Here is an 18,774-nt window from a genome sequence, read left to right as displayed (position 1 = left end):
ACCTGAATTCGCAGAATGATGCCCGAACGAACAATTAAGGAGCATAACTCTTGCATTATTCGTCCGTTAGATTGATTTATGTTTCAAGGAGGAGGAGAAAGATGAAGCTGATCCTGCCTGTTCTGCTGCTGTGTCTGCTGCTGTTCACGGGCTGCGCGGATTTCTCTTCCAGGCATACGGAGCCGCCGGAGCGCAGCACGGCTGTGACGATCTCCTTCTGGAATCCGTTCGGAGGGGGAGAGGGCGAATTCGTAGAGCGGATCATCCATGACTATAATGCTTCCCAGAGTGAAGTGTTCGTCAAGCAGTTCAGACTGGAATCGAACGAATATTATGCGAGACTCCGCACTGCTCTGTCCTTCGGCAAGGGGCCGGATGTGGCGGTCATCCATGCTGACCGGCTGTCTCCGTTCATCAAAGCGCAGCAAATCATTCCGCTCAATGCTCTTGCACAGCAGGGCGGATTCCAGTTCAATCAGATCGGGGAGCAGAACCTTCAGAGCGTCAGCTATGCCGGGCAATACTATGCAGTGCCTCTGGATACCCATTTCCATATGCTCTACTATAACAAAGCAATCCTGGCCAAGGCCGGTGTATTATCTGCTGACGGAACACCGCTGCTGGAAGAGACTACACCGGAGGGATTCATCCGCCTGCTGCGGCAGATTGCTGCGCGGGTACCGGCTGTACAGCCTATGGCGGTGAACACCCCCTATTTCCAGGAATCCTTCCTCGATCTGTATTATCAGGCGGGTGGAGAGCTGCTCAGCCGGGACGGCAAGCGGGCAGCCATCTATAATGAGAAGTCCGTAGAGGTGCTTAGCTTCTATCAGCGGCTGTTTGACGAGGGATTAAGCGATTTAAGCGATAATACGCCTTGGGATTCTTTTGACAAAGGGCAGGCGGGCCTATGGTTCGGCGGAGTATGGGAAGCAGGCCATCATCTGGACAATAAGGCGCTGGATATCGGGATTATGCCTCTTCCGCCGATCTTCGGCAGCGCAGACCATTGGGGAAGCTCCCACACCCTGGTGATTCCGGCCTATACCACCGTGGAGAAGCAGGCAGGTGCCCTGGACTTCATGAAATACTTCTCGGAGGTGGGCGGAATGATCTGGGGCGAGGCGGGGCATGTTCCGGCGAACTCTACTGTTGAACAGAGCCGGATGTACCGGGAGCTGCCTTACCGGGAGCGGTTTATTCAAGCAAAAGATCAGGTCAAATTCGCCCCGCAGACGGATAAATATGCAGCTCTGTTCACTGCAATGTCCGAGGAACTGCAGCATATCGTGCGCAACCGGATACAGCCCGAAGCGGGACTTAAGCGGCTGGAGGAGAGTCTGAATCAGATTCTGGCAAACTAGGTGACCAGCTCCGGGACCGGACAGAACCCAGGGTTCGCGGTGCACAGAGCTGTGGTGAAGTCGGGCCGTGTCTTCCTCAGCACAGCGAAATAACTACGGATGACATGATTCAGCTCAGGGCTGCCATTCTGGAAGGATAGGGACTTAAGGGTCTGGACATGGGTGTAATAGTATTTGGTCTTCTGCTTAGGCAGCTTGTAGACGGTTGGCGGAACATACGTAGTGACGTCAAAAAGATTGGCATAGCGGTAGCTGCTGCGCACATACCGGCTGAAGGCGTTGGCAAAATCCGGGTCGCCTACACGCGGAGACCCGTAAGTATACAGCCGGGGGGTGGTGAAGGCGGAGTTGGCAGCAACATCCAGCGCACATAGAGTAGCCAGTGCCCCGCCAAGGCTATGGCCTGTTACATATAGCGTCTTCTCCGGAGACAGAGTGCCAAGCACGGAGAGAATGGCATCCCGAGCGGATGCATAGATATCGGTGAACCCCCGATGGGTCATGCAGGGTTCCTGGATGTATTTAAATTTCTTTTGCGCGGCATTCATGTTCGAGAGCCAGTCATTGGTGGAGATGCTTCCGCGCCAGGCAATAATGATCTCCTGCGGTGATTCCAGAATGAAGCCGAACAGCTCCCACACATTCCCCATCGATTTCGCCTGGAAGCTATGCACGGCCGAGAAGTCCGCCGGTACCACGAACGCACCCTCCGCATTGGCAAATTGGGTATAGGTCTGTCCGCAGACAGCCGCCAGAAAAATCGCCCATTCCGCCTCACCTGTCATGGTACTCATTCTGCATCCCGCCTTTCTTTATATCTGTGTATGATGGGAAGGCGGGATTGGTGCCTAGCGGGCAGCGAGACCTGGCTTAAGAGAAACGTCAGCCACTCACAATGGCCTCGAAATCCACCTGTGTCAGCTGTCGTGAGACCTCCCACAGCCTGGATGCGGCAGCCCGGTCCAGTGCTTGCGGAGCCATCTTGCCAGGCTTTGGTAAGCCTCTGGTTTCAGAGAATCTGCCGGGACCGTAATAGATTCCCGCCTTGGCCTCCGGTGATGTGGCGGCAAACAGTGCAGGAAGTGCGCCTTGGGCCGCCGGCTGGAACAAGATTGGCCCAAGCAGTCTGCGGAGAATGCCGGGAGCGCTGTTTGGTCCTGCCCCATTCAGCAGCAGGTCCGTACGTGATATCCCCGGGTGAACCGGTAGGCTCAGCAGGTTCCATCCGCCCAGGTCACTGCGGCGCTGCAGCTCAAGAGCGAACATAATCATCGCTATTTTGGATTGGGCGTAAGACTGCCCGGCATGATAACGGCGTTCAAATTGCAGGTCGTCAAAATGAATGGAGCCACTCCGGTGGGCAATACTGCTTAGACTGACCACCCGGGGCTCCTTTGCTTGGCGCAGCAAGGGCATCAGGTACGCAGTGAGCGCGAAGTGTCCAAGGTAATTCGTACCGAATTGCAGCTCGAACCCGTCTGCGGTGACTTGGCGTACAGGTGGAGTCATGACGCCAGCATTGTTAATCAGGAGATCAAGACTGCGCCGCTGAGTATTCATTCTTGTGCCGAATGCCTGCACAGAAGCCAGACTGGCAAGATCCAGCACCTCAAAACGTATGTTGGCTGAAGGAACGCTTGCGGAGATCCTTTTAACCGCTTCAGCTCCCTTCGCTGCATTCCGGCCCGCCAGGATAACCTCTGCCCCGTGCCGCGCCAGTTCAAGCGCGGTTTCGTAGCCGAGTCCGCCTGTACCGGTAACAACGGCCGAACGCCCCTGCTGGGAAGGAATCTGGGCAGCTGTCCATCTGGGGAATTTGTCCATTTTATGCTCTCTCCTTTGTTTGTCCGCCAGGTGCATTAATACATAGTTGACCCGCGGTTTGTTATACTCCATGCTAATACTTAGAGATTTATCGAAGTCAAGCCACTTTCAAAAACCCATGGTGAGGTGAAAAGCTGATGTACAGTATTAATGAGGTAGCGGCGATTTGTGAGGTAACAGCACATACGCTCCGCTTTTATGATAAGGAAGGGCTGATGCCCTTTGTCGGACGCAATGAGGCGGGGAACCGGACCTTCTCGGAGGGGGATCTGCTTTTGGTTAAAGTCATCTGCTGCCTGAAAAACACCGGTATGCCCATTAAAGAGATCAAAAGGTATATTGATCTGGTAATAGAAGGCGACAGCACCAGGGAAACGCGGCGCGGGATGATGATTGCACACCGGAAGGAAGTGCTGCGGCAGATGGAGGAACTGAAGAAAAGTCTGAATATTATTGATCTGAAGGTGGCTATGTACGAGACCCATAATATGGACTTGCTGCGGGAGATTTAGGGGCTGGACAGTTAGAGTTATCTCTAACCGATTAACCAATGTATGTAATTCAGAATATGACGCAACGAAAGTGTGTGTTGGAATCAAAGGAGCAATCGAAATGGTCGAGGAACGTATCCTGCTTGGGGAGATAAGCATTAATGCTAAGTATTCTTTAAAAGACAAGCCTGTCATCCTGTTGCTTCATTTCAGCGGCGGAAACCTGCATATGTGGGATGGAGTTCTCCCGCAACTGGAGCAGGACTACAGCATCCTTGCACCGGATCTCCGGGGGCATGGCCGGTCGGACAAGCCGGAGACTGGCTATCATATTGACGAGATGGCAGAGGATATGTATCAGTTACTGAGGCATTTGCAGGTGGACAAGTGCCACGTAGTAGGAAGCTCCATGGGGGCGCAGGTAGCGGTCAGTCTGGCAGCAGCCTATCCGGAGCTTGTATTATCTCTGGTGTGCGAAGGTGCGCTGAATAACGAATTTGGCGAATATGGTATATTTGACGGCACGGCGGAAGCGGTGGAGCAGAGGAAAGTGCAGCTTCGGGCAGAACTGGAGGAATGGAAGGAACCGTGCTATGACAGCGTTGAATCGTATGTAGCCCAGCAGCGGGCTGAGCTGACTGCGGAGGGCCTGTGGAATGAATATTTCTGTGCGTTCTATACGCATAGTCTGGAGCAGCATCCAGACGGCAAGTATATCTATTGTTATCCGAACCGTGTCAGAATCGAATACATAGTGAAGTATTGGGAGCTGTCTTTTGAACACTATTATCAGACAATACAATGCCCGGTCCTATTCCTGCCCAGCGAAGCGGAATGGAACGATGAACGGGTCCGCAGCAGTCTGAATGCCTTCGCAGAGCTGCTGGACAGCTATGAAATTGCGCTGATCCCGGATTCGCTTCATGCGTATGTCTGGATGCAGCTTCCGCTTCAGGCGGGTCAGGCTGTGCGGGATTTTCTGGACAAGCAGTTCTAACCCTACCAAGCATATAAAGAAGCCCGGTTCAGAGACAGGACTCCGAACCGGGCTTTGCTGTGTGCAGGATGGTGCCTATTTTCAGTTCTTATTCGCCCTCCGGCGGATCTTCAACTACCCGGTCAGGCAGCTGAGTCACATAACTGTCGGACATGCGGAGCAGCTCCAGCGCCCGGGTGAATTCATCCTCTGTCGATTGAAGCAGATCCGTGCCGTCACCGGACAGGGTGTAATGCTGGCCGTCCTCGAACCCGCTGCCTGACAGGAACAGCTCTTCATTATTAACGAAGGAACCCGTAGGCAGATAATAGCGCTGCGGCAGCAGGTTGTACGCGGTCTGGTTAAGCAGATCCTGTCCGAAGTGGATATGATAGTCCAGCGGAACCCCGAGCAGATTGGCAACGGTCGGCAAAATATCCACCTGGCCGCCTAACTGCTCCTTCAGTGCCGGTGTGGTAATGCCTGTGGCTGAGATGATCAGCGGTATATTAATCAGATCACGCTCATTATATTCATGGTCCAGAATCTCCTCCAGCAGGACCTTGTCTGCCTCTTTTAGCGAGAATATAGGAAGACCCCGGTGATCGCCGTAAAGGACCACTATGCTGTTATCCCACACACCGCTGCTCTTAAGCTCTTCTATGAATTGGCCCAGCGCATAATCCGCATAGTTCTCAGCCCGGATATAGTCACCGACCAGCGTCCCTTCGTACCGTTCCGGCAAGGTCATCTTGTATTTGCTCTCCGGGATCGAGAACGGATTATGCGACGACATCGAGATGACATGGGCATAGAAGGGCTGTTCACGCTGATCCATCTGCGCAAGCTCCGCAGAGGTCTTTCTGTACAGGACTTCATCCGAGGAGCCATAGAAGACGGCATCCTCTTCGCCGAAGTAGGTTTTGTCGTAATATTGATTGAAGCCCAGCGCCTTGTACAGCTCCCCGCGGTTCCAGAACTCTACATTATTGGTATGAAAAGTCGCGGTATCGTACCCCTGTGCCTCCAGCAGCTTCGGCAGGCTCGGCAGCTCCTTCGGAGCATACTTATCTGTGGCCGGACCGTCCGGCGGCACATAAAAGGAAGTGTTGACGATGAATTCGGCATCCGAGGTATTGCCCTGGCCTACCTGCTGAAAGAACCGGGGGAAATAGTAGCTCCCGCCGGCCAGCTTATTCAGGTTCGGTGTGATTTCGGTTCCGTCCACGGACAGATTGATCAGGAAGTTCTGGAGCGACTCCATCTGCAGGATGATCAGATTCTTACCCTTGGCAGCCCCGAACAAGACCGGATTAGCCTTCTGCTGAATGCCCTTTGTCATGTCGATGCCGGCCTGGGAGATTTGCGCAGGGTCCATAGGCTCCTCTGCGGGTTCACGCAGCAGGGCGTAGGCTTCATAATTGAGAATGCCCATTTGCTCTGCCTTGACATTCTCATTCATACTGGCTTTATTGGGGAAGATATTCATCATGCACAGCGTAAGCGAGATGCAGAACAGGATAGCCACTGCCTTGCGGTTGCTGGGCCGGGACATGGAATGCTTCCAGGCGAGCGCTTTTTTGCGTCTGAGCATGATCAGGCTGATAATAATGATGTCTACGAAGATAAGCATATATTGCGGATGCACGACGGCGAATATACTTTTTTTGACGGCGCCTACCTGTTTGACCTGTCCGAAGACCTGAGACGTAGCAATCATACCAAAATGATTATGATAGACGATGAGAGAGAAGAACAGTACAGTAATGAGCAGATTGACGATCAGATAGATGGCGACCTTGTGCTTGGTGGCGAACCATTCGATGAGGCAGAACAGCAGCAGCACGAACGGGATTTCCTTCAGCCAGGTGGTCCAGGTTGGACCGTCCTCGAATAAGTAATACCAGGCGAAATAACTCTTCACCAGCATGATCAGCGAGAAGAACAGAATCGACCTTTTTCGAAGCGAACGTGATTCCTTGTAAGGCATTGCGTATGCGCATCCTTTTCTATATAATCCATTAATTCTATTACAGGGCCGAGTTCAAAATCAACCGGTATTTAAGGGCAGTTTGGTGAAAAATAAAGGTGAAAGTTCGCCGCATATACGTTATTCTCTAAGAAGCATCCGGGAAGTTGAACCGTTGATAAACGAAGCAGGAGGAACAATAATGACCAAAGAATTCTCGCGCCAATATACAGACAGTGTGAAGCAGGAACTATTGAACAGACTCGGCCTGAAGCAGGTGTATTTCAAGGGACAGCAGGGCGAGGACCTGTTATATGAAGCAACGGGCTTTGACCGCGGTACCTCGCATAAGTTCTGTGTCAGAACGCGGAAAGGCACCGTTGACGAATGGGTAGGCGGGAAGTGGATGAAGGTCCGCAGCTTCTCGATTGCCAGCAAACAGGAGGGTTCAGAATGAGCAGCAATTCCCATTTGCAGTTACAGGTGCAGCCTTTGACAGAGATCAAGCATCTGAAGATTCATGGCAGAACGACCGGAGCGCTTAACCCCCTGACGTTATTCTGGACGGGCAGTGCGATAGAAGTGAACCTCCGGGCCTCCGAGCTGTGGCTTGAAGTAGAGTCCGGTTACGATCATCACGAATCCTGGATCAGTGTGCTGATCAACTCCGTTCCTGTCAGCAGACAGATGGTGAATGCCGGAAGGCACTGGATCTGCGTATTCAGAGGGATGAACCCTGAGCGGGTGAAGAATATCCGGATTGTAAAAGAGGTCCAGGCGATGAGCGGCGACCCCGGCGCCTATCTTCAGTTCCACGCGGTCCGCACAGACGGCAGCTTCCTGCCTGTTGAAGCGAAGCCGTACCGGCTGGAGTTCATCGGTGACAGTATCACCTCAGGTGAGGGCGTCGTTGGTGCCAAGAGCGAAGAGGACTGGATTCCCGCCTGGTTCAGTGGCGTGCATAACTACACAGCGATCACTGCCGAGGCCGTGCAGGCCGAATTCCGGGTGATCTCACAGAGCGGATGGGGCGTGCTCTCCAGTTGGGATAATAACCCGGGGGGCAATATTCCTGACATCTATGAGCAGGTCTGCGGTCTGCTGACCGGCCCGCATAATGAAGCGCTTGGTGCGCATAAGATGAATGATTTTGCGGCCTGGCAGCCGGATGTGGTGGTAGTTAACCTGGGTACTAATGATGACGGTGCGTTCAACTCCCCCGAATGGCTGGATGAGAGTACCGGACGTATCTATAAGCAGCGGCTGAATGAAGACGGAAGCTATCATGAGGAGGATCTGGCCGCCTTCGAGGCCGCGGTTACGAGGTTCCTGGCGAAGCTGAGAGGCTATAACCCCGGGGCGCATCTTCTCTGGGTGTATGGAATGCTTGGCCTCTCCCTGATGCCGGCGATCTACCGCGCGGTGGATGGATACATGAGGTCTACAGGCGATAAGAACGTGTCGGTGTTCCAGCTGCCGAATGTGACGAATGAAACGATGGGAGCGCGAACCCATCCGGGCCTGCCGGCGCACGAGCAGACTGCCGGGGAGTTAAGCGGCTATATCCGGGGGCTTTTGTCAGGGTCTTAACTGTAACGGCATATCCATTGAACAGTATAAGTTGCGGGAGCGCTCATCAGCTGATGGGCGCTTTGTGCTGCAATCTGTTTGACAAACAAACCGTCTGGACGGTATCGTAAATGACGAGGTGATGATTGTGAACAGTAATTCCAAACGCAGTCTGATTCTGGCTGCAGCTTCAACGATTGTTAAGAATAGCGGAATTGAGAAGCTTACACTTGAAGCGGTGGCTGCTGAAGCAGGAGTGAGCAAGGGCGGTTTGCTGCACCATTTTCCGAATAAAGACTCATTAATCTACAGTATGGTTTCGGGCATCACCAATGATTTTGTTGCGGATGTCCAGAAGAGGGCGGCCCAGGATACACGGGAGCAAGGGAAGTGGAGCCGTGCTTATTTGCAGTCTACCGTAGAAGCCGATCAGGATGGGCAGGACATGAATGTTGCGCTTAACGCAGCGCTTTTTACAAACGGTGAATTGCTGGATGAATTAAGGAAGCATTATACCGTCTGGCAAGAGAACATCGAGAATGACGGGCTGGACCCGGTAATTGGCTCCATTGTCCGGCTGGCTGTAGACGGCCTGTGGTTATCGGAGGTATTCGGGATCGGCGAGATCAGCGATGATATGCGTGATAAGGTCATCCGGAAATTATATGAAATGATCCATTAAGGAGGTAGTCCCATTGAATGCTTATGTTTTACTATCCTTAGCCATTGTGAGTGAGGTCTTCGGCAGCTCTATGCTTAAGGCATCCAACGGGTTCAAAAAGCTCCTTCCCTCCATTGCGGTGGTCGCTGGCATGGGCCTGGCGTTCTTCAATCTGTCACTGGCGCTGAAAGAAATCCCTCTCGGGACAGCTTATGCCATCTGGTCTGGCGTGGGAACGGCGTTAACCGCATTGGTTGGCGTGCTGGTCTATAAGGAACGTCTGAATGTGCGAAAAATAGCAGGCTTAATCCTCATCATTGGCGGTGTGGTTCTGCTGAAGCTGTCAACGGGGGTGTAGAGATGAGAGGTTACTTAGCGCTAAGCATCGCTATTATTTCAGAAATCTTCGGTACGACTATGCTTAAGCTCTCCGATGGATTCAGCAGTGTGCTGCCGTCGATCGGAGTAGTGCTTGGAATGGGCCTGGCTTTTTACTGCTTATCGATCAGTCTTCGCACCATACCTCTGAGCCTGGCTTATGCCATCTGGTCTGGCGTGGGGACAGCGCTGACAGCACTGATCGGCATCCTGATCTGGAATGATCCGTTCAATCTGCTCACCGGCATTAGTCTGCTGATTATTATCGGGGGTCTGGTGCTGCTGAATTCACCGGATAAGGCTGGCGGGGAAAACGCCCCTGAAGCTACGGAGAATTAGGTCTTGCTTAACAAGCCTTCGGTATGCTGAAATGGAAGTAGGCAACGTGTAGGAAGTGAGCGAGAAGGAGCAACCGGAATGAGGAAAATGTACCTGATAGCTGCCATATGGCTCAGCCTATTACTGCTGGCGGCATGTAGCGATGGCACCGGCAGCGGTTCTGGCGGGAGGATTGCCGATACCAGCCTAAGTGCAGGTCCGGCTGAGGATGCAGCGCTCCATGTGCATGCTGCCAGATCGGATCAACCGCAGAGCAGCAGCCAGCCCTACCTGGGCAAGGTCTATAAGGTTGTGGTAGATCCGGGTCACGGCGGTGAAGATCCCGGGGCAGTCTCCGTCAGTGGACGCCTGGAGAAGGATTTCAATCTTAGCCTGTCAGAGCAAATCGCAGCCCGGGTGGAGCAGGACCCGCAGCTTGAGATTCTGCTTACCCGGACCGGGGATGCTTTTATCTCCTCACAAGAGCTGTTCCGGCCCCAGTTCGCCAACAACCTGGCCGCAGACCTGTTCATCTCCATTCATGGCAATACCTATGAGGAGGCATCAGCATCGGGTACAGAAACCTTTTATTATCATGAAGAATCCTTGGCTTGGGCCGAGACTATACATAAGCATGTCATTCAAGCTACCGGTCTCAAAGACCGCGGCGTGAAGAAAGGGAATTACTTCGTTCTGCGCGATACGGTAATGCCGTCGGTGCTGCTGGAACTGGGCTATTTAACGAATCCCGGTGACGAGGCGAAGATGTGGACCTCCGGGTTCCAAGAGAGCGTGTCCTCCGCTGTTGTAGATGGGATAAGAGAGTATTTAGGGCTGGAGTGATGGATCACCACGATGTCAAAATGCACAAGGAGAAGCTTATGAACCGGATCTTAATTCTCGGATCAGGAGGATCAGGCAAGTCTACCCTGGCCCGTCAGCTTGGCGGCCTTCTTCATCTGCCGGTCGTACATCTGGATGCCCATTTCTGGAACCCGGACTGGGTTCCTAAGCCAAAAGAAGAGTGGGACGAACTGGTGCGGCAATACACCGACCAGGAGCAATGGATTATAGATGGTAATTATTCAAGGACCATGGAGCTAAGGATTAAGCGTGCGGATGTCATTATTTTTCTGGATTTACCCCGGATATTGTGTATGTACCGGATTGTGAAGCGTCGTCTTATGTACCATAACCAGACTAGACCGGATATGAACGAAGGCTGCCCGGAGAAGCTCGATTGGGCATTTGTGAAATGGGTCTGGAACTATAAGGCACGAAGCCGTGCTGTCACCCTGGAGAGACTCAAGCAGACCGGAGCTCACCAGCAAGTGCTGATCGTAAATACAAGGCGGCAGGTCAAGGAGTTGCTTCATCGCTTTGCAGAATGCTAATCAGCGCCGCACATACAGTCCCTTAAGGTCCAACTGCAGCTCACTTGAGATCAGAAGCAGGATCAGTTCCTCGATTGCTGATAGAGTGGCTACTAAGCATACAACTATTGTCCAGATTGCCTGATTCACATAGGGAAGCAGCAAAGGTGTAAGGAATAGCAGCAGTCCGGCCAGCTTGTTGCCGTAGGTATGAATGCTGCCGTAGGTGCTGAATTTGCGCAGAGCGGTCAGGATGGAGGCTCCCCGGATGACGGCAATCAGCGCGATCCACAGGATGAGGCCGAGGGTCAGACCAAGGAACGGATATAAGGTATAGAGTGCAGTGCCTGCCAGCGTCATATCGGCCACGGAATCGAGCTTGGCACCGAAGCTGCTAACCGTACCGGTCATTCGGGCAATAAGGCCATCCAGCATATCGGTAATTCCGCACAGGAGGTAGACTAAAGTGAAGCCCGTGCCCAGCGGCGCCAGGTACAGCAGCAGAAGAGCCAGCCCGATTCGGCTGAGCGTGATGCAGTTGGGGACAAGCTTCATGGCAACCTCCCTTTTTAACCGTGTAATGGGGATTTCCTGTCTAGCTTATTCGTATATATTCTATGCTTCATTATGCCTCTAAATTTGCCGATTGTCTTGAATAAGAAAGTACCCGTTAATATGGTGCAGGAACTGTCGGATGCATTTCCTGCGTAGCTGTTACTCTGATGGGGAGGAAAGGGAGGGACACGATGAACCTGCTGGAAGATATGAATGCTGCACTCTTCTACATTGAAGAGCACCTGGACGACGAGATCGATATAAAAGTGGCTGCGGGCTTCGCGTTATGCTCGGAGTATCATTTTACACGGATGTTCTCCTTCCTGGCCGGTATCCCGCTCTCGGAATATATCCGCCGCAGACGTCTTACGCTGGCTGCCTTCAAGCTGCAGGGAAGCCAGCACCGGATTATTGATGTTGCCCTGGAGTACGGGTACACTTCGCCGGATGCATTCACAAAAGCCTTTCAGCAGCTTCATGGCGTAACGCCTTCAGAAGCAAGAACGGCAGGGACACCCCTGAAGGCCTTTCCTCGAATGACTTTTCAGTTAACCATTAGAGGAGGCAGTGAAATGAATTACCGCATTGAGGAGAAAGAGGCTTTTCGGATCGTTGGACTCAAGAAAAGGGTAGCTATCCAGTTCAGCGGGGTGAACCCGGAGATCGCGGCCATGTGGCAGAGTCTGAGCATGGAGATGATAGGGGAGCTGAAGGGGCTGTCGGATATGGTTCCGTCAGGGCTAATCAGCTCGTCGGTGAATTTCTCCGAAGGCCGGATGGAGGAACGGGGGGAGCTGGATCATTATATTGGAGTGGCTACCACGCAGGAATGCCCGCCGTCCTACGCCAAGCTGGAGGTTCCAGCGTCTGCATGGGCCGTGTTCGAAGTGGTGGGTCCCTTTCCGGGCACGCTCCAGAATGTCTGGGGCCGGATCTACTCCGAATGGTTCCCCTCTTCCAATTACGAGCAGGTCGAAGGGCCGGAGCTTCTGTGGAACGAAAGCAAGGATACCCACTCACCAACTTTTAAAAGTGAAATATGGATTCCTGTGCGGGAAGCAGTGCGCCGTTAACGGTGCAGGTATTCATCCAGAGCGGACGGGGCTTCCAGTCAGAATGAATAGCGCCTCCTACAATCGGGTAATGGTAGTCTAGTATAACTAACTAGGAGGCATACTTCATGGAGTGGACTTTGGAAGATGTGGAAGAGACGAGCAGGCTACATCCTGAGTCGTTCTTTATTCCTGCAAGACAGGAACGGGAGACACAGGGGACGGGGAGAATGGTGCGGCTGCACTTCATGTTGACCCAACCGGCTGAAGGGCAGCCACGGGCTGAACGGATGTGGGTCGAGATCACCGGGAGAGATCCGGTTACCGGGCGGTACACGGGGCTGTTGACCAATACACCGGGGGTTATCCAGTCGCTCCAGCTCGGAGATCCGGTAGAGTTCGAACCCAGACATATCGCCCAGACGATTCTTAGAGAAGGAGATCCGGCATGGGTCGAAGCCGGGGAGAAGGCGGGTATGGTCACCAGGCAATGCCTGACGCCAGGAAGCGGTGTGCGCTGGATGTACCGGGAGGCCCCTACCCGTGAGGAGGACAGCGGCTGGCGGCTGTTCACCGGAGAAGAAGATAACGCTTATCTGAGCGACCCGAAGAATACGGCCATCATGAATGTGTATGATCTGATCGACCGGGACCCGAGCTTGCTGGAGCCTTTTAAAGGAGCTGTGGGTACAGCGTTTGAACGGAGCGGACCGGGTGCCGCGTGGGTAGAAGTGAAGAATTGGCGGTAGGCATGATATACTAGGCTGGCGGACACAGGTGACTGTGGCCCCGGCCTTTTTTACTAGGAGAAGGGCGGAAGGGCAGATATACATAACAGGTAATTAACTGAGAGGAAGGAATAGAATGATTGAATTACAGTCTAGTGAGTATAGTAGAATCAAGCATCTTTTAGCGCATAGAGAAGGAGAATTCATCTTTGTATTTGTTCATGGGGTTATAGATCTTAATCAGCCAGGCAGAATATTTGTGAATAAGTTAGATCAGCCGACTGCAGGGCTTGTCGCAAGCCGAGGCGGAAAATACTATCTGTTCGGGCAGGAAGATGATGAGCAGTTCAATCGAAGCATACTTGATTTCTTAGCCAATCCGGCCAATCACGCGAATTTCTATGATTTGTACTTCTCCTCCAGTCAATGGCTTGCGGTGCTGAAAGAACCTTTGAAAGACAACACAGTGGAGCTCAGTAGAACACATTATAAGATGAACAGTAACGCTAAAGCTCCTGCTGACATTCAGGAGGATTCTGGAGAATTTGTTTTAACTAGCATCGATGAGCAGTTGTTTGGACGCTACATTCAGGAGATGGACGATAGTTACCGATTACTGTGGACTTCGGCTGAGACCTATCTCGACAGGGCATTTGGTTATTGTTATTTGAATGAGAGCGGATTTGTAAGCGCTTGTAATACTTTTTATGTGGGTGGCGGCTATATTGAACCGGATATCATCACGCACAAGGAATACCGTAATCAAGGGTTGGCGTTCAGACTGTGTCAAGAATTCATAGCGCTTAGCCGTCAGCGGCAGCTAACAATATATTGGGATTGTGATAACGGCAATACTGGCTCCAATCATCTGGCCGCTAAGTTAGGTCTAGTGAAGGTTGGCGAAGTTCCTATTCTGTGGTGGCATGAGAGTAAGGAAGTCATTGCGAAATATTTAGCCGCCTACAACTATAATACCTAAGAATGGATGCTGTACTTTTTGTAAAATTCACTTGTGGAGGGGACCGACCTGAAGCACATATATTACTTACTGCTGGTCGTACTGCTCATAGCTGGCTGTAACACGAATAAGGAGACACAACTTACCCCTGAGCGGCCGGAGGTATTGGGAGAGATGCCTGAAGACATGCCTGCTGATTTCGATTTTCTCGTCCGGTACGGGTATGGGGAGGTCACCAAGAATGAGATCAATACGTATCAGGATACCGTGGTAAAAGATCTGATCATGAACGGAACAGCCACAGCGGATATTACGTTGACCGAAGATGAAATGCGCAGCATCTATGAGCGGATGAGAGGCATCCGAATCATGGGGAAGCTGGAGCTTGTGTCCCTCAAACAGGGCTGCGCGGTGGTCCCTTACCAGGAAGACAGCTGGAGGATCACCGTAAACGGGTTCACACGGAACTGGTCCTGGTCCGGCGAGAATTGTGAGCTCACGGAAGATGCAGAGCAACTGCTGGAGCTACGGACCTTCATTGCGGACATCGTAGCCGGTAAAGAAGAGTACCAGGCATTGCCCGAAGCTGAAGGCGGCTATGACTAAGGAGAACTGCATATAGAGGTACGACTGCAAGCGTACTCCGCAAGTCCGATCCCAAAGGATCGGATTTTTGGTTTAATGGGATAGGGAAACAGCAACCGGACAGAGTAGAAGGAGGTTTAAATTCAGTTTAAATATGTCGGTTACTATCCTTATAGAATCAGCAATCAAGGAGGAATAAAGCATGAAGCAGACACAATCAGCAGGGCAGGGCGGCAGCTATGCCATTGAGGCGCAAGGATTGGTCAAAATCTACGGGAGCAACCGGGCCGTGGATGGTGTAGATCTCAAAGTAGGCACAGGAATGATCTATGGGGTGCTGGGTCCCAATGGTGCCGGGAAGACAACCGTAATTCGCATGCTGGCGACCCTACTTCGGCCTGACGCAGGTTCGGCGCGTATCTTCGGACATGATGTGGCAAAAGAACCGCAGATCGTGCGTCAGTTAATCGGAGTGACGGGTCAATATGCGTCAGTGGATGAGTCGCTTAGCGCGACTGAGAATCTGATCATCTTCTCCAGGCTGCATGGCCTGGGGCGTGCGGAGTCTCGCAGCAAGGCCTCTGACCTGCTGGAGGAATTCGGCTTGACGGAAGCCGCCAAGCGCCCCTTGAAGAATTTCTCCGGCGGGATGCGCCGGCGGCTGGATCTGGCGGCTAGTCTAATTGCGCAGCCTCCGCTCATTTTCCTGGATGAGCCGACAACGGGGCTCGATCCCCGGACGCGCAATCAGATGTGGGAGACGATCCGCAAGCTGGTGAATACGGGATCAACGGTCCTGCTGACGACCCAATATCTTGAAGAAGCGGATCAACTGGCGGACCGGATTGCCGTGATTGATACCGGTAAGGTGGTCGCAGAGGGAACAGTTGATGAACTCAAGAGCTCGGTTGGCAACTCCTCGCTTCACCTGAAGGTGGTCCATCCACAGCAGTTGCTGAAGGCGCGGCAGATTGTGGAGCAGGTGCTTCAGGTACGCTCTAACCTGTCGGCAGAAGCAGCCAAAATTATCGCACCGATGGGGAACGTGGACCGGGTAACCGATCTGCTGATCGCACTTCGTGAAGCAAGTATACCGCTGCTTGAGATGAGTGTGCAGAAGCCAACGCTGGATGAAGTATTCCTGACCCTAACCGGTCATGGCGTCAAGGAAGATGCGGGGCTTGTCCCGGATAGTACGCAGAAGAAGGAGGGAGTATTAGCATGAGTACTTTAATTAAGCCGGGTGTAGACCGTAATTTGAAAAACCATACCAGCTTCGGCCAAGTGGTACGTAATTCCTTTACGATGGCTTACAGAGGACTGCTCAAGATCCGGCGTACACCGGAGCAATTGTTTGACGTCACATTTCAGCCGATTATTTTCACCTTGATGTTCACGTATATTTTCGGCGGGGCGATTGCCGGGGATGTGGCAAGTTATCTGCCGGTAATTATTCCAGGAATCTTGGTACAGACCGTAATCACGACCTCCGTCGTTACCGGTGTCCAGCTACGGGAGGATATGGAAAAAGGGGTGTTCGACCGCTTCAAATCGCTGCCGATTGCCCGGATTGCCCCTCTCGCAGGGGCACTGTTAGCAGATACTATACGTTACACGATTGCTACGGTACTCACCTTCGTAATGGGCTACATCATGGGCTTGCGGCCGGAAGGCGGCATCGGCGGGGTTGCCCTGGCGGCGGTTCTGGTCATCGGATGCTCCTGGGCCATCAGCTGGATCTTTGCCTTTTTCGGTGTGATCGCCCGCACAGCATCCAGTGTTCAGGGGATCTCAATGATCGTGTTATTCCCGCTAACCTTCCTCTCGAATGCCTTCGTGCCGGTTGATACGATGCCGAAATGGCTTCAGTGGTTCGTGAATAACAATCCGATCTCACATCTGGTCACTGCTGTCCGTGAACTGGTGAACCATGGAACGGTAGGTAGTGATCTGGTCTACTCCCTGATCGGAGCCGCTGTGATTGTAGCGGTCTTCGCTCCGATTACCGTGCGTGCGTATATGCGCCGGACGTAAGTCTGGTTCAGAAAGACGTCAACGAATGCAGGGATGCATCTGTTGGCGTTTTTTTGTATGCGAAAAACCGAACACAATGTGACCAGTCACGTTCAGGAATTTTGAGTCCATTCCGTTAGGGATAGCTCATAGTCAACAAAAGTCTGTAATTCCCCATCCTGATCTGCCCAGGTATTCTTTCGTACCGCTATTTTACGGAAGCCGAGTTTCTCATACACATGCTGTGCTCTGGTGTTCTTTAGGTTTGTATCCAGTATAATCTTATGAAATCCCTGGGCTTCAAATAGATAACGGATCAGCATTTCTAAACACTGTGTGCCTGCCCCTTTGTTTTGTTGATTGAAATCACAGATTTTAATCCCCATCTCCGCCACATGTCCAGAAACCGCACTGTAGCTCATTTCTCCTGCAGGAGCACCATCGATTTCCAGAATCAAACGGCCTTTCCGTTCAGAGTCTCTCCCGGTCTGCAATTGGGTTAACACCTCTTGTTCAGTAATTCCTAAGCCCTTAGGAAATCCGGCATGTGCCATGACTGCTCCGTCGTTCCACCAGCTGCATAACAGCTCTGCATCGGCTACAGTTGCATCCCGGATGACCAAGTTACCTTGTTGCATATACAATCTCTACACCTCCATGATTCCAAATGAGCGTAGCTTCATCGTAGCATGCCATGATTTCCGCGAGAATGGAGAGTATTGTTTTATACAAATTGTATTAGGTTTAAGAGTACTAGCAGCGATAGATTCAGCAAAAGCCCCAGTATAGATAATTTGTTCCGCTTAACAATTCCAAGCACGCTGATGCAAACAGCGAACAGCAGAAGGAAGTATACGAGGTACAGGGAAGTATCGGCGTAGAGTGCCAGGACCTTGGACCCTGCGTCATTCACAAACTCGCCATCATACAGGTTCTTGTACCTGCGGTTAGCATAAATTAATACACTGGTGATACAAACGGAGGATAATAACACAGGAATAGCAGTTAGACCTCTTGTCTTTTTCTCATATCTGCCTGCTGTAACGGACCATACTCCATAGATGACAAATCCCGCAAGCAGGCAGATGAAGTACATCTGATAGAACATCATCCCTTCCTCACGGTCCCCGGTTCCGCCCCCATCCGGTCCTGAAGCATATAACAATAAATTTGTTAGGACCAGAACAAAATTTAGGACTGCGTATTTAACGGCACTAATTCCTATTCCTGTAATCTCCCGCATCCTTACCTCCACATAATGATGTGATTCTCCCGTTGTGCTATTGTCACTTTTTTGTTATGAGCTATATTATTTGAATACCCTCTAACCAATATAATATATGCTTTTACATACTTCATCCCCCTTTAGACAAATTAATACTATACCTATTGACCAAGGGGAGAATCTGGTGAAAAGAACACTACGAGTCATTACCATACTGCTAATTATCGCGCTTATAACAGACGGGCTTGCACCGGCTCCATGTACCGCAGCAGAACCGCCATCACATTTACAGAATCCGCAGGCTGACTCCAGAGAGCTGCAACTGCAAGACATGCTTGTGCTGCAATTGCTGCCCTATATGAATGATCGGTTGAAGACAGCTTATTTCAGTCTTTTGATCACAAGTCCTCAACTTTATCCGTATTTGGTTCAAGTGGAACACATAGAGCGGGTGAACGGTTTCCGCAGCTTTGGCTTTCGGATTACACTGAGGGCTTTCCCTACAGTCGGACCACATATCAGTGTGGGAGAGGATTTGTTCACTTATAGAATCTCATCTTCGCAAGTTGAGCTTGTAGAGTATAAGCATATAAAGGGACCGGAGGTACACGGTTTTCCGCCAAATTACCTGGATATGTTGAGAAAAGATACAAATGAAGCGGCTTTTTTTACAAACCTTCTGGAGTTGTGGCGCGTTAGCCTTTATAATATGACGAGAATATAGAATAAAGGAAA

23 protein-coding genes are annotated in these 18,774 nt (G+C 51.7%); 17 read left to right on the top strand and 6 right to left on the bottom strand.

From position 1 onward, the window contains the following. Positions 1-101: 101 nt before the first annotated feature. Entirely contained in the window at positions 102-1,364 is a 1,263-nt protein-coding gene (locus NST69_RS18515; RefSeq protein WP_342546802.1) for an extracellular solute-binding protein, read from the top strand. On the opposite strand, the gene NST69_RS18510 is transcribed toward NST69_RS18515, so the two are convergent. Both NST69_RS18510 and NST69_RS18505 read right to left on the bottom strand, forming a co-directional pair. After that, positions 1,361-2,158, bottom strand: coding sequence for a lipase family protein (locus NST69_RS18510; RefSeq protein ID WP_342546800.1), 798 nt, complete (start codon positions 2,156-2,158; stop codon positions 1,361-1,363). The two genes, NST69_RS18515 and NST69_RS18510, sit on opposite strands and share 4 nt — an antisense overlap. Before the next feature lie 88 nt (positions 2,159-2,246). Further along, positions 2,247-3,188 carry an SDR family oxidoreductase gene (locus NST69_RS18505; protein ID WP_342546798.1) on the bottom strand — a complete coding sequence of 314 codons (942 nt, stop codon included), beginning with the start codon at positions 3,186-3,188 and terminating at the stop codon, positions 2,247-2,249. A gap of 137 nt (positions 3,189-3,325) precedes the next feature. On the opposite strand from NST69_RS18505, the gene NST69_RS18500 reads away from it, so the two are divergent. Together NST69_RS18500 and NST69_RS18495 are read left to right on the top strand one after the other, a co-directional pair. Next, entirely contained in the window at positions 3,326-3,700 is a 375-nt protein-coding gene (locus tag NST69_RS18500) for a MerR family transcriptional regulator (protein ID WP_340951852.1), read from the top strand. A gap of 100 nt (positions 3,701-3,800) precedes the next feature. After that, on the top strand, positions 3,801-4,676 hold the full coding sequence (locus NST69_RS18495; protein ID WP_342546795.1) for an alpha/beta hydrolase: 876 nt from the start codon (positions 3,801-3,803) through the stop codon (positions 4,674-4,676). An 88-nt stretch (positions 4,677-4,764) separates the two neighbouring features. On the opposite strand, the gene NST69_RS18490 is transcribed toward NST69_RS18495, so the two are convergent. Then, on the bottom strand, positions 4,765-6,645 hold the full coding sequence (locus NST69_RS18490; protein ID WP_342546794.1) for an LTA synthase family protein: 1,881 nt from the start codon (positions 6,643-6,645) through the stop codon (positions 4,765-4,767). Between the two features lie 181 nt (positions 6,646-6,826). Between NST69_RS18490 and NST69_RS18485 the strand changes: the two genes are divergently transcribed. From NST69_RS18485 to NST69_RS18455, 7 genes are all read left to right on the top strand, one after another. Then, positions 6,827-7,081, top strand: coding sequence for a hypothetical protein (locus NST69_RS18485; RefSeq protein ID WP_036733179.1), 255 nt, complete (start codon positions 6,827-6,829; stop codon positions 7,079-7,081). Then, on the top strand, positions 7,078-8,214 hold the full coding sequence (locus tag NST69_RS18480; protein WP_342546791.1) for an SGNH/GDSL hydrolase family protein: 1,137 nt from the start codon (positions 7,078-7,080) through the stop codon (positions 8,212-8,214). The genes NST69_RS18485 and NST69_RS18480 overlap by 4 nt, the downstream gene beginning before the upstream one ends. Positions 8,215-8,341: 127 nt before the next feature. Further along, the gene (locus tag NST69_RS18475) at positions 8,342-8,875 is read left to right on the top strand and encodes a TetR/AcrR family transcriptional regulator (RefSeq protein WP_342546790.1); all 534 of its coding nucleotides are present in this window, start codon (positions 8,342-8,344) and stop codon (positions 8,873-8,875) included. Positions 8,876-8,888: 13 nt separating this feature from the next. After that, complete coding sequence (locus tag NST69_RS18470; protein WP_036733186.1) at positions 8,889-9,212, top strand: multidrug efflux SMR transporter; 324 nt, start codon at positions 8,889-8,891, stop codon at positions 9,210-9,212. A gap of 2 nt (positions 9,213-9,214) precedes the next feature. Beyond that, the gene (locus NST69_RS18465; protein ID WP_036733189.1) at positions 9,215-9,571 is read left to right on the top strand and encodes a multidrug efflux SMR transporter; all 357 of its coding nucleotides are present in this window, start codon (positions 9,215-9,217) and stop codon (positions 9,569-9,571) included. 78 nt (positions 9,572-9,649) lie between these two features. Next, complete coding sequence (locus NST69_RS18460; RefSeq protein ID WP_036733192.1) at positions 9,650-10,393, top strand: N-acetylmuramoyl-L-alanine amidase; 744 nt, start codon at positions 9,650-9,652, stop codon at positions 10,391-10,393. Positions 10,394-10,431: 38 nt separating this feature from the next. Then, a complete protein-coding gene (locus NST69_RS18455; RefSeq protein ID WP_036733314.1) occupies positions 10,432-10,944 on the top strand; it encodes a DNA topology modulation protein in 513 nt (170 codons plus the stop codon). Here NST69_RS18455 and NST69_RS18450 read toward each other — a convergent pair whose 3' ends face one another. Beyond that, on the bottom strand, positions 10,945-11,478 hold the full coding sequence (locus tag NST69_RS18450; RefSeq protein WP_342546787.1) for a CDP-alcohol phosphatidyltransferase family protein: 534 nt from the start codon (positions 11,476-11,478) through the stop codon (positions 10,945-10,947). A 191-nt stretch (positions 11,479-11,669) separates the two neighbouring features. Between NST69_RS18450 and NST69_RS18445 the strand changes: the two genes are divergently transcribed. The 6 genes from NST69_RS18445 to NST69_RS18420 all read left to right on the top strand — a co-directional run bounded on the left by NST69_RS18445 (position 11,670) and on the right by NST69_RS18420 (position 16,835). After that, positions 11,670-12,551, top strand: a complete 882-nt coding sequence (locus NST69_RS18445) for an AraC family transcriptional regulator (RefSeq protein WP_342546786.1) — start codon at positions 11,670-11,672, stop codon at positions 12,549-12,551. Positions 12,552-12,658: 107 nt separating this feature from the next. Continuing rightward, the gene (locus NST69_RS18440) at positions 12,659-13,279 is read left to right on the top strand and encodes a DUF2185 domain-containing protein (RefSeq protein ID WP_339249183.1); all 621 of its coding nucleotides are present in this window, start codon (positions 12,659-12,661) and stop codon (positions 13,277-13,279) included. A 115-nt stretch (positions 13,280-13,394) separates the two neighbouring features. Further along, entirely contained in the window at positions 13,395-14,237 is an 843-nt protein-coding gene (locus NST69_RS18435) for a GNAT family N-acetyltransferase (RefSeq protein ID WP_342546785.1), read from the top strand. A 153-nt stretch (positions 14,238-14,390) separates the two neighbouring features. Further along, complete coding sequence (locus tag NST69_RS18430; RefSeq protein WP_342546784.1) at positions 14,391-14,822, top strand: hypothetical protein; 432 nt, start codon at positions 14,391-14,393, stop codon at positions 14,820-14,822. Between the two features lie 181 nt (positions 14,823-15,003). Next, entirely contained in the window at positions 15,004-16,026 is a 1,023-nt protein-coding gene (locus tag NST69_RS18425; RefSeq protein WP_051478741.1) for an ATP-binding cassette domain-containing protein, read from the top strand. Further along, positions 16,023-16,835, top strand: coding sequence for an ABC transporter permease (locus tag NST69_RS18420; protein WP_036733200.1), 813 nt, complete (start codon positions 16,023-16,025; stop codon positions 16,833-16,835). The genes NST69_RS18425 and NST69_RS18420 overlap by 4 nt, the downstream gene beginning before the upstream one ends. A gap of 92 nt (positions 16,836-16,927) precedes the next feature. Here the strand turns inward: NST69_RS18420 and NST69_RS18415 are convergent, their stop codons facing one another. Then, a complete protein-coding gene (locus tag NST69_RS18415; RefSeq protein WP_342550193.1) occupies positions 16,928-17,452 on the bottom strand; it encodes a GNAT family protein in 525 nt (174 codons plus the stop codon). An 86-nt stretch (positions 17,453-17,538) separates the two neighbouring features. Beyond that, entirely contained in the window at positions 17,539-18,057 is a 519-nt protein-coding gene (locus tag NST69_RS18410; RefSeq protein ID WP_342546781.1) for a hypothetical protein, read from the bottom strand. A gap of 166 nt (positions 18,058-18,223) precedes the next feature. Here NST69_RS18410 and NST69_RS18405 point away from each other — a divergent pair, with 166 nt between their 5' ends. Then, positions 18,224-18,763, top strand: coding sequence for a DUF3888 domain-containing protein (locus NST69_RS18405; protein ID WP_342546779.1), 540 nt, complete (start codon positions 18,224-18,226; stop codon positions 18,761-18,763). Positions 18,764-18,774 lie beyond the last annotated feature (11 nt).

The organism is Paenibacillus sp. FSL P2-0089 (genome assembly GCF_038595095.1).
Taxonomy (GTDB): Bacteria; Bacillota; Bacilli; order Paenibacillales; family Paenibacillaceae; genus Paenibacillus_AQ; species Paenibacillus_AQ silagei.
The sequence above is the reverse complement of the archived record's forward strand: the minus strand, read 5'-3'. Positions and strand labels throughout refer to the sequence as shown.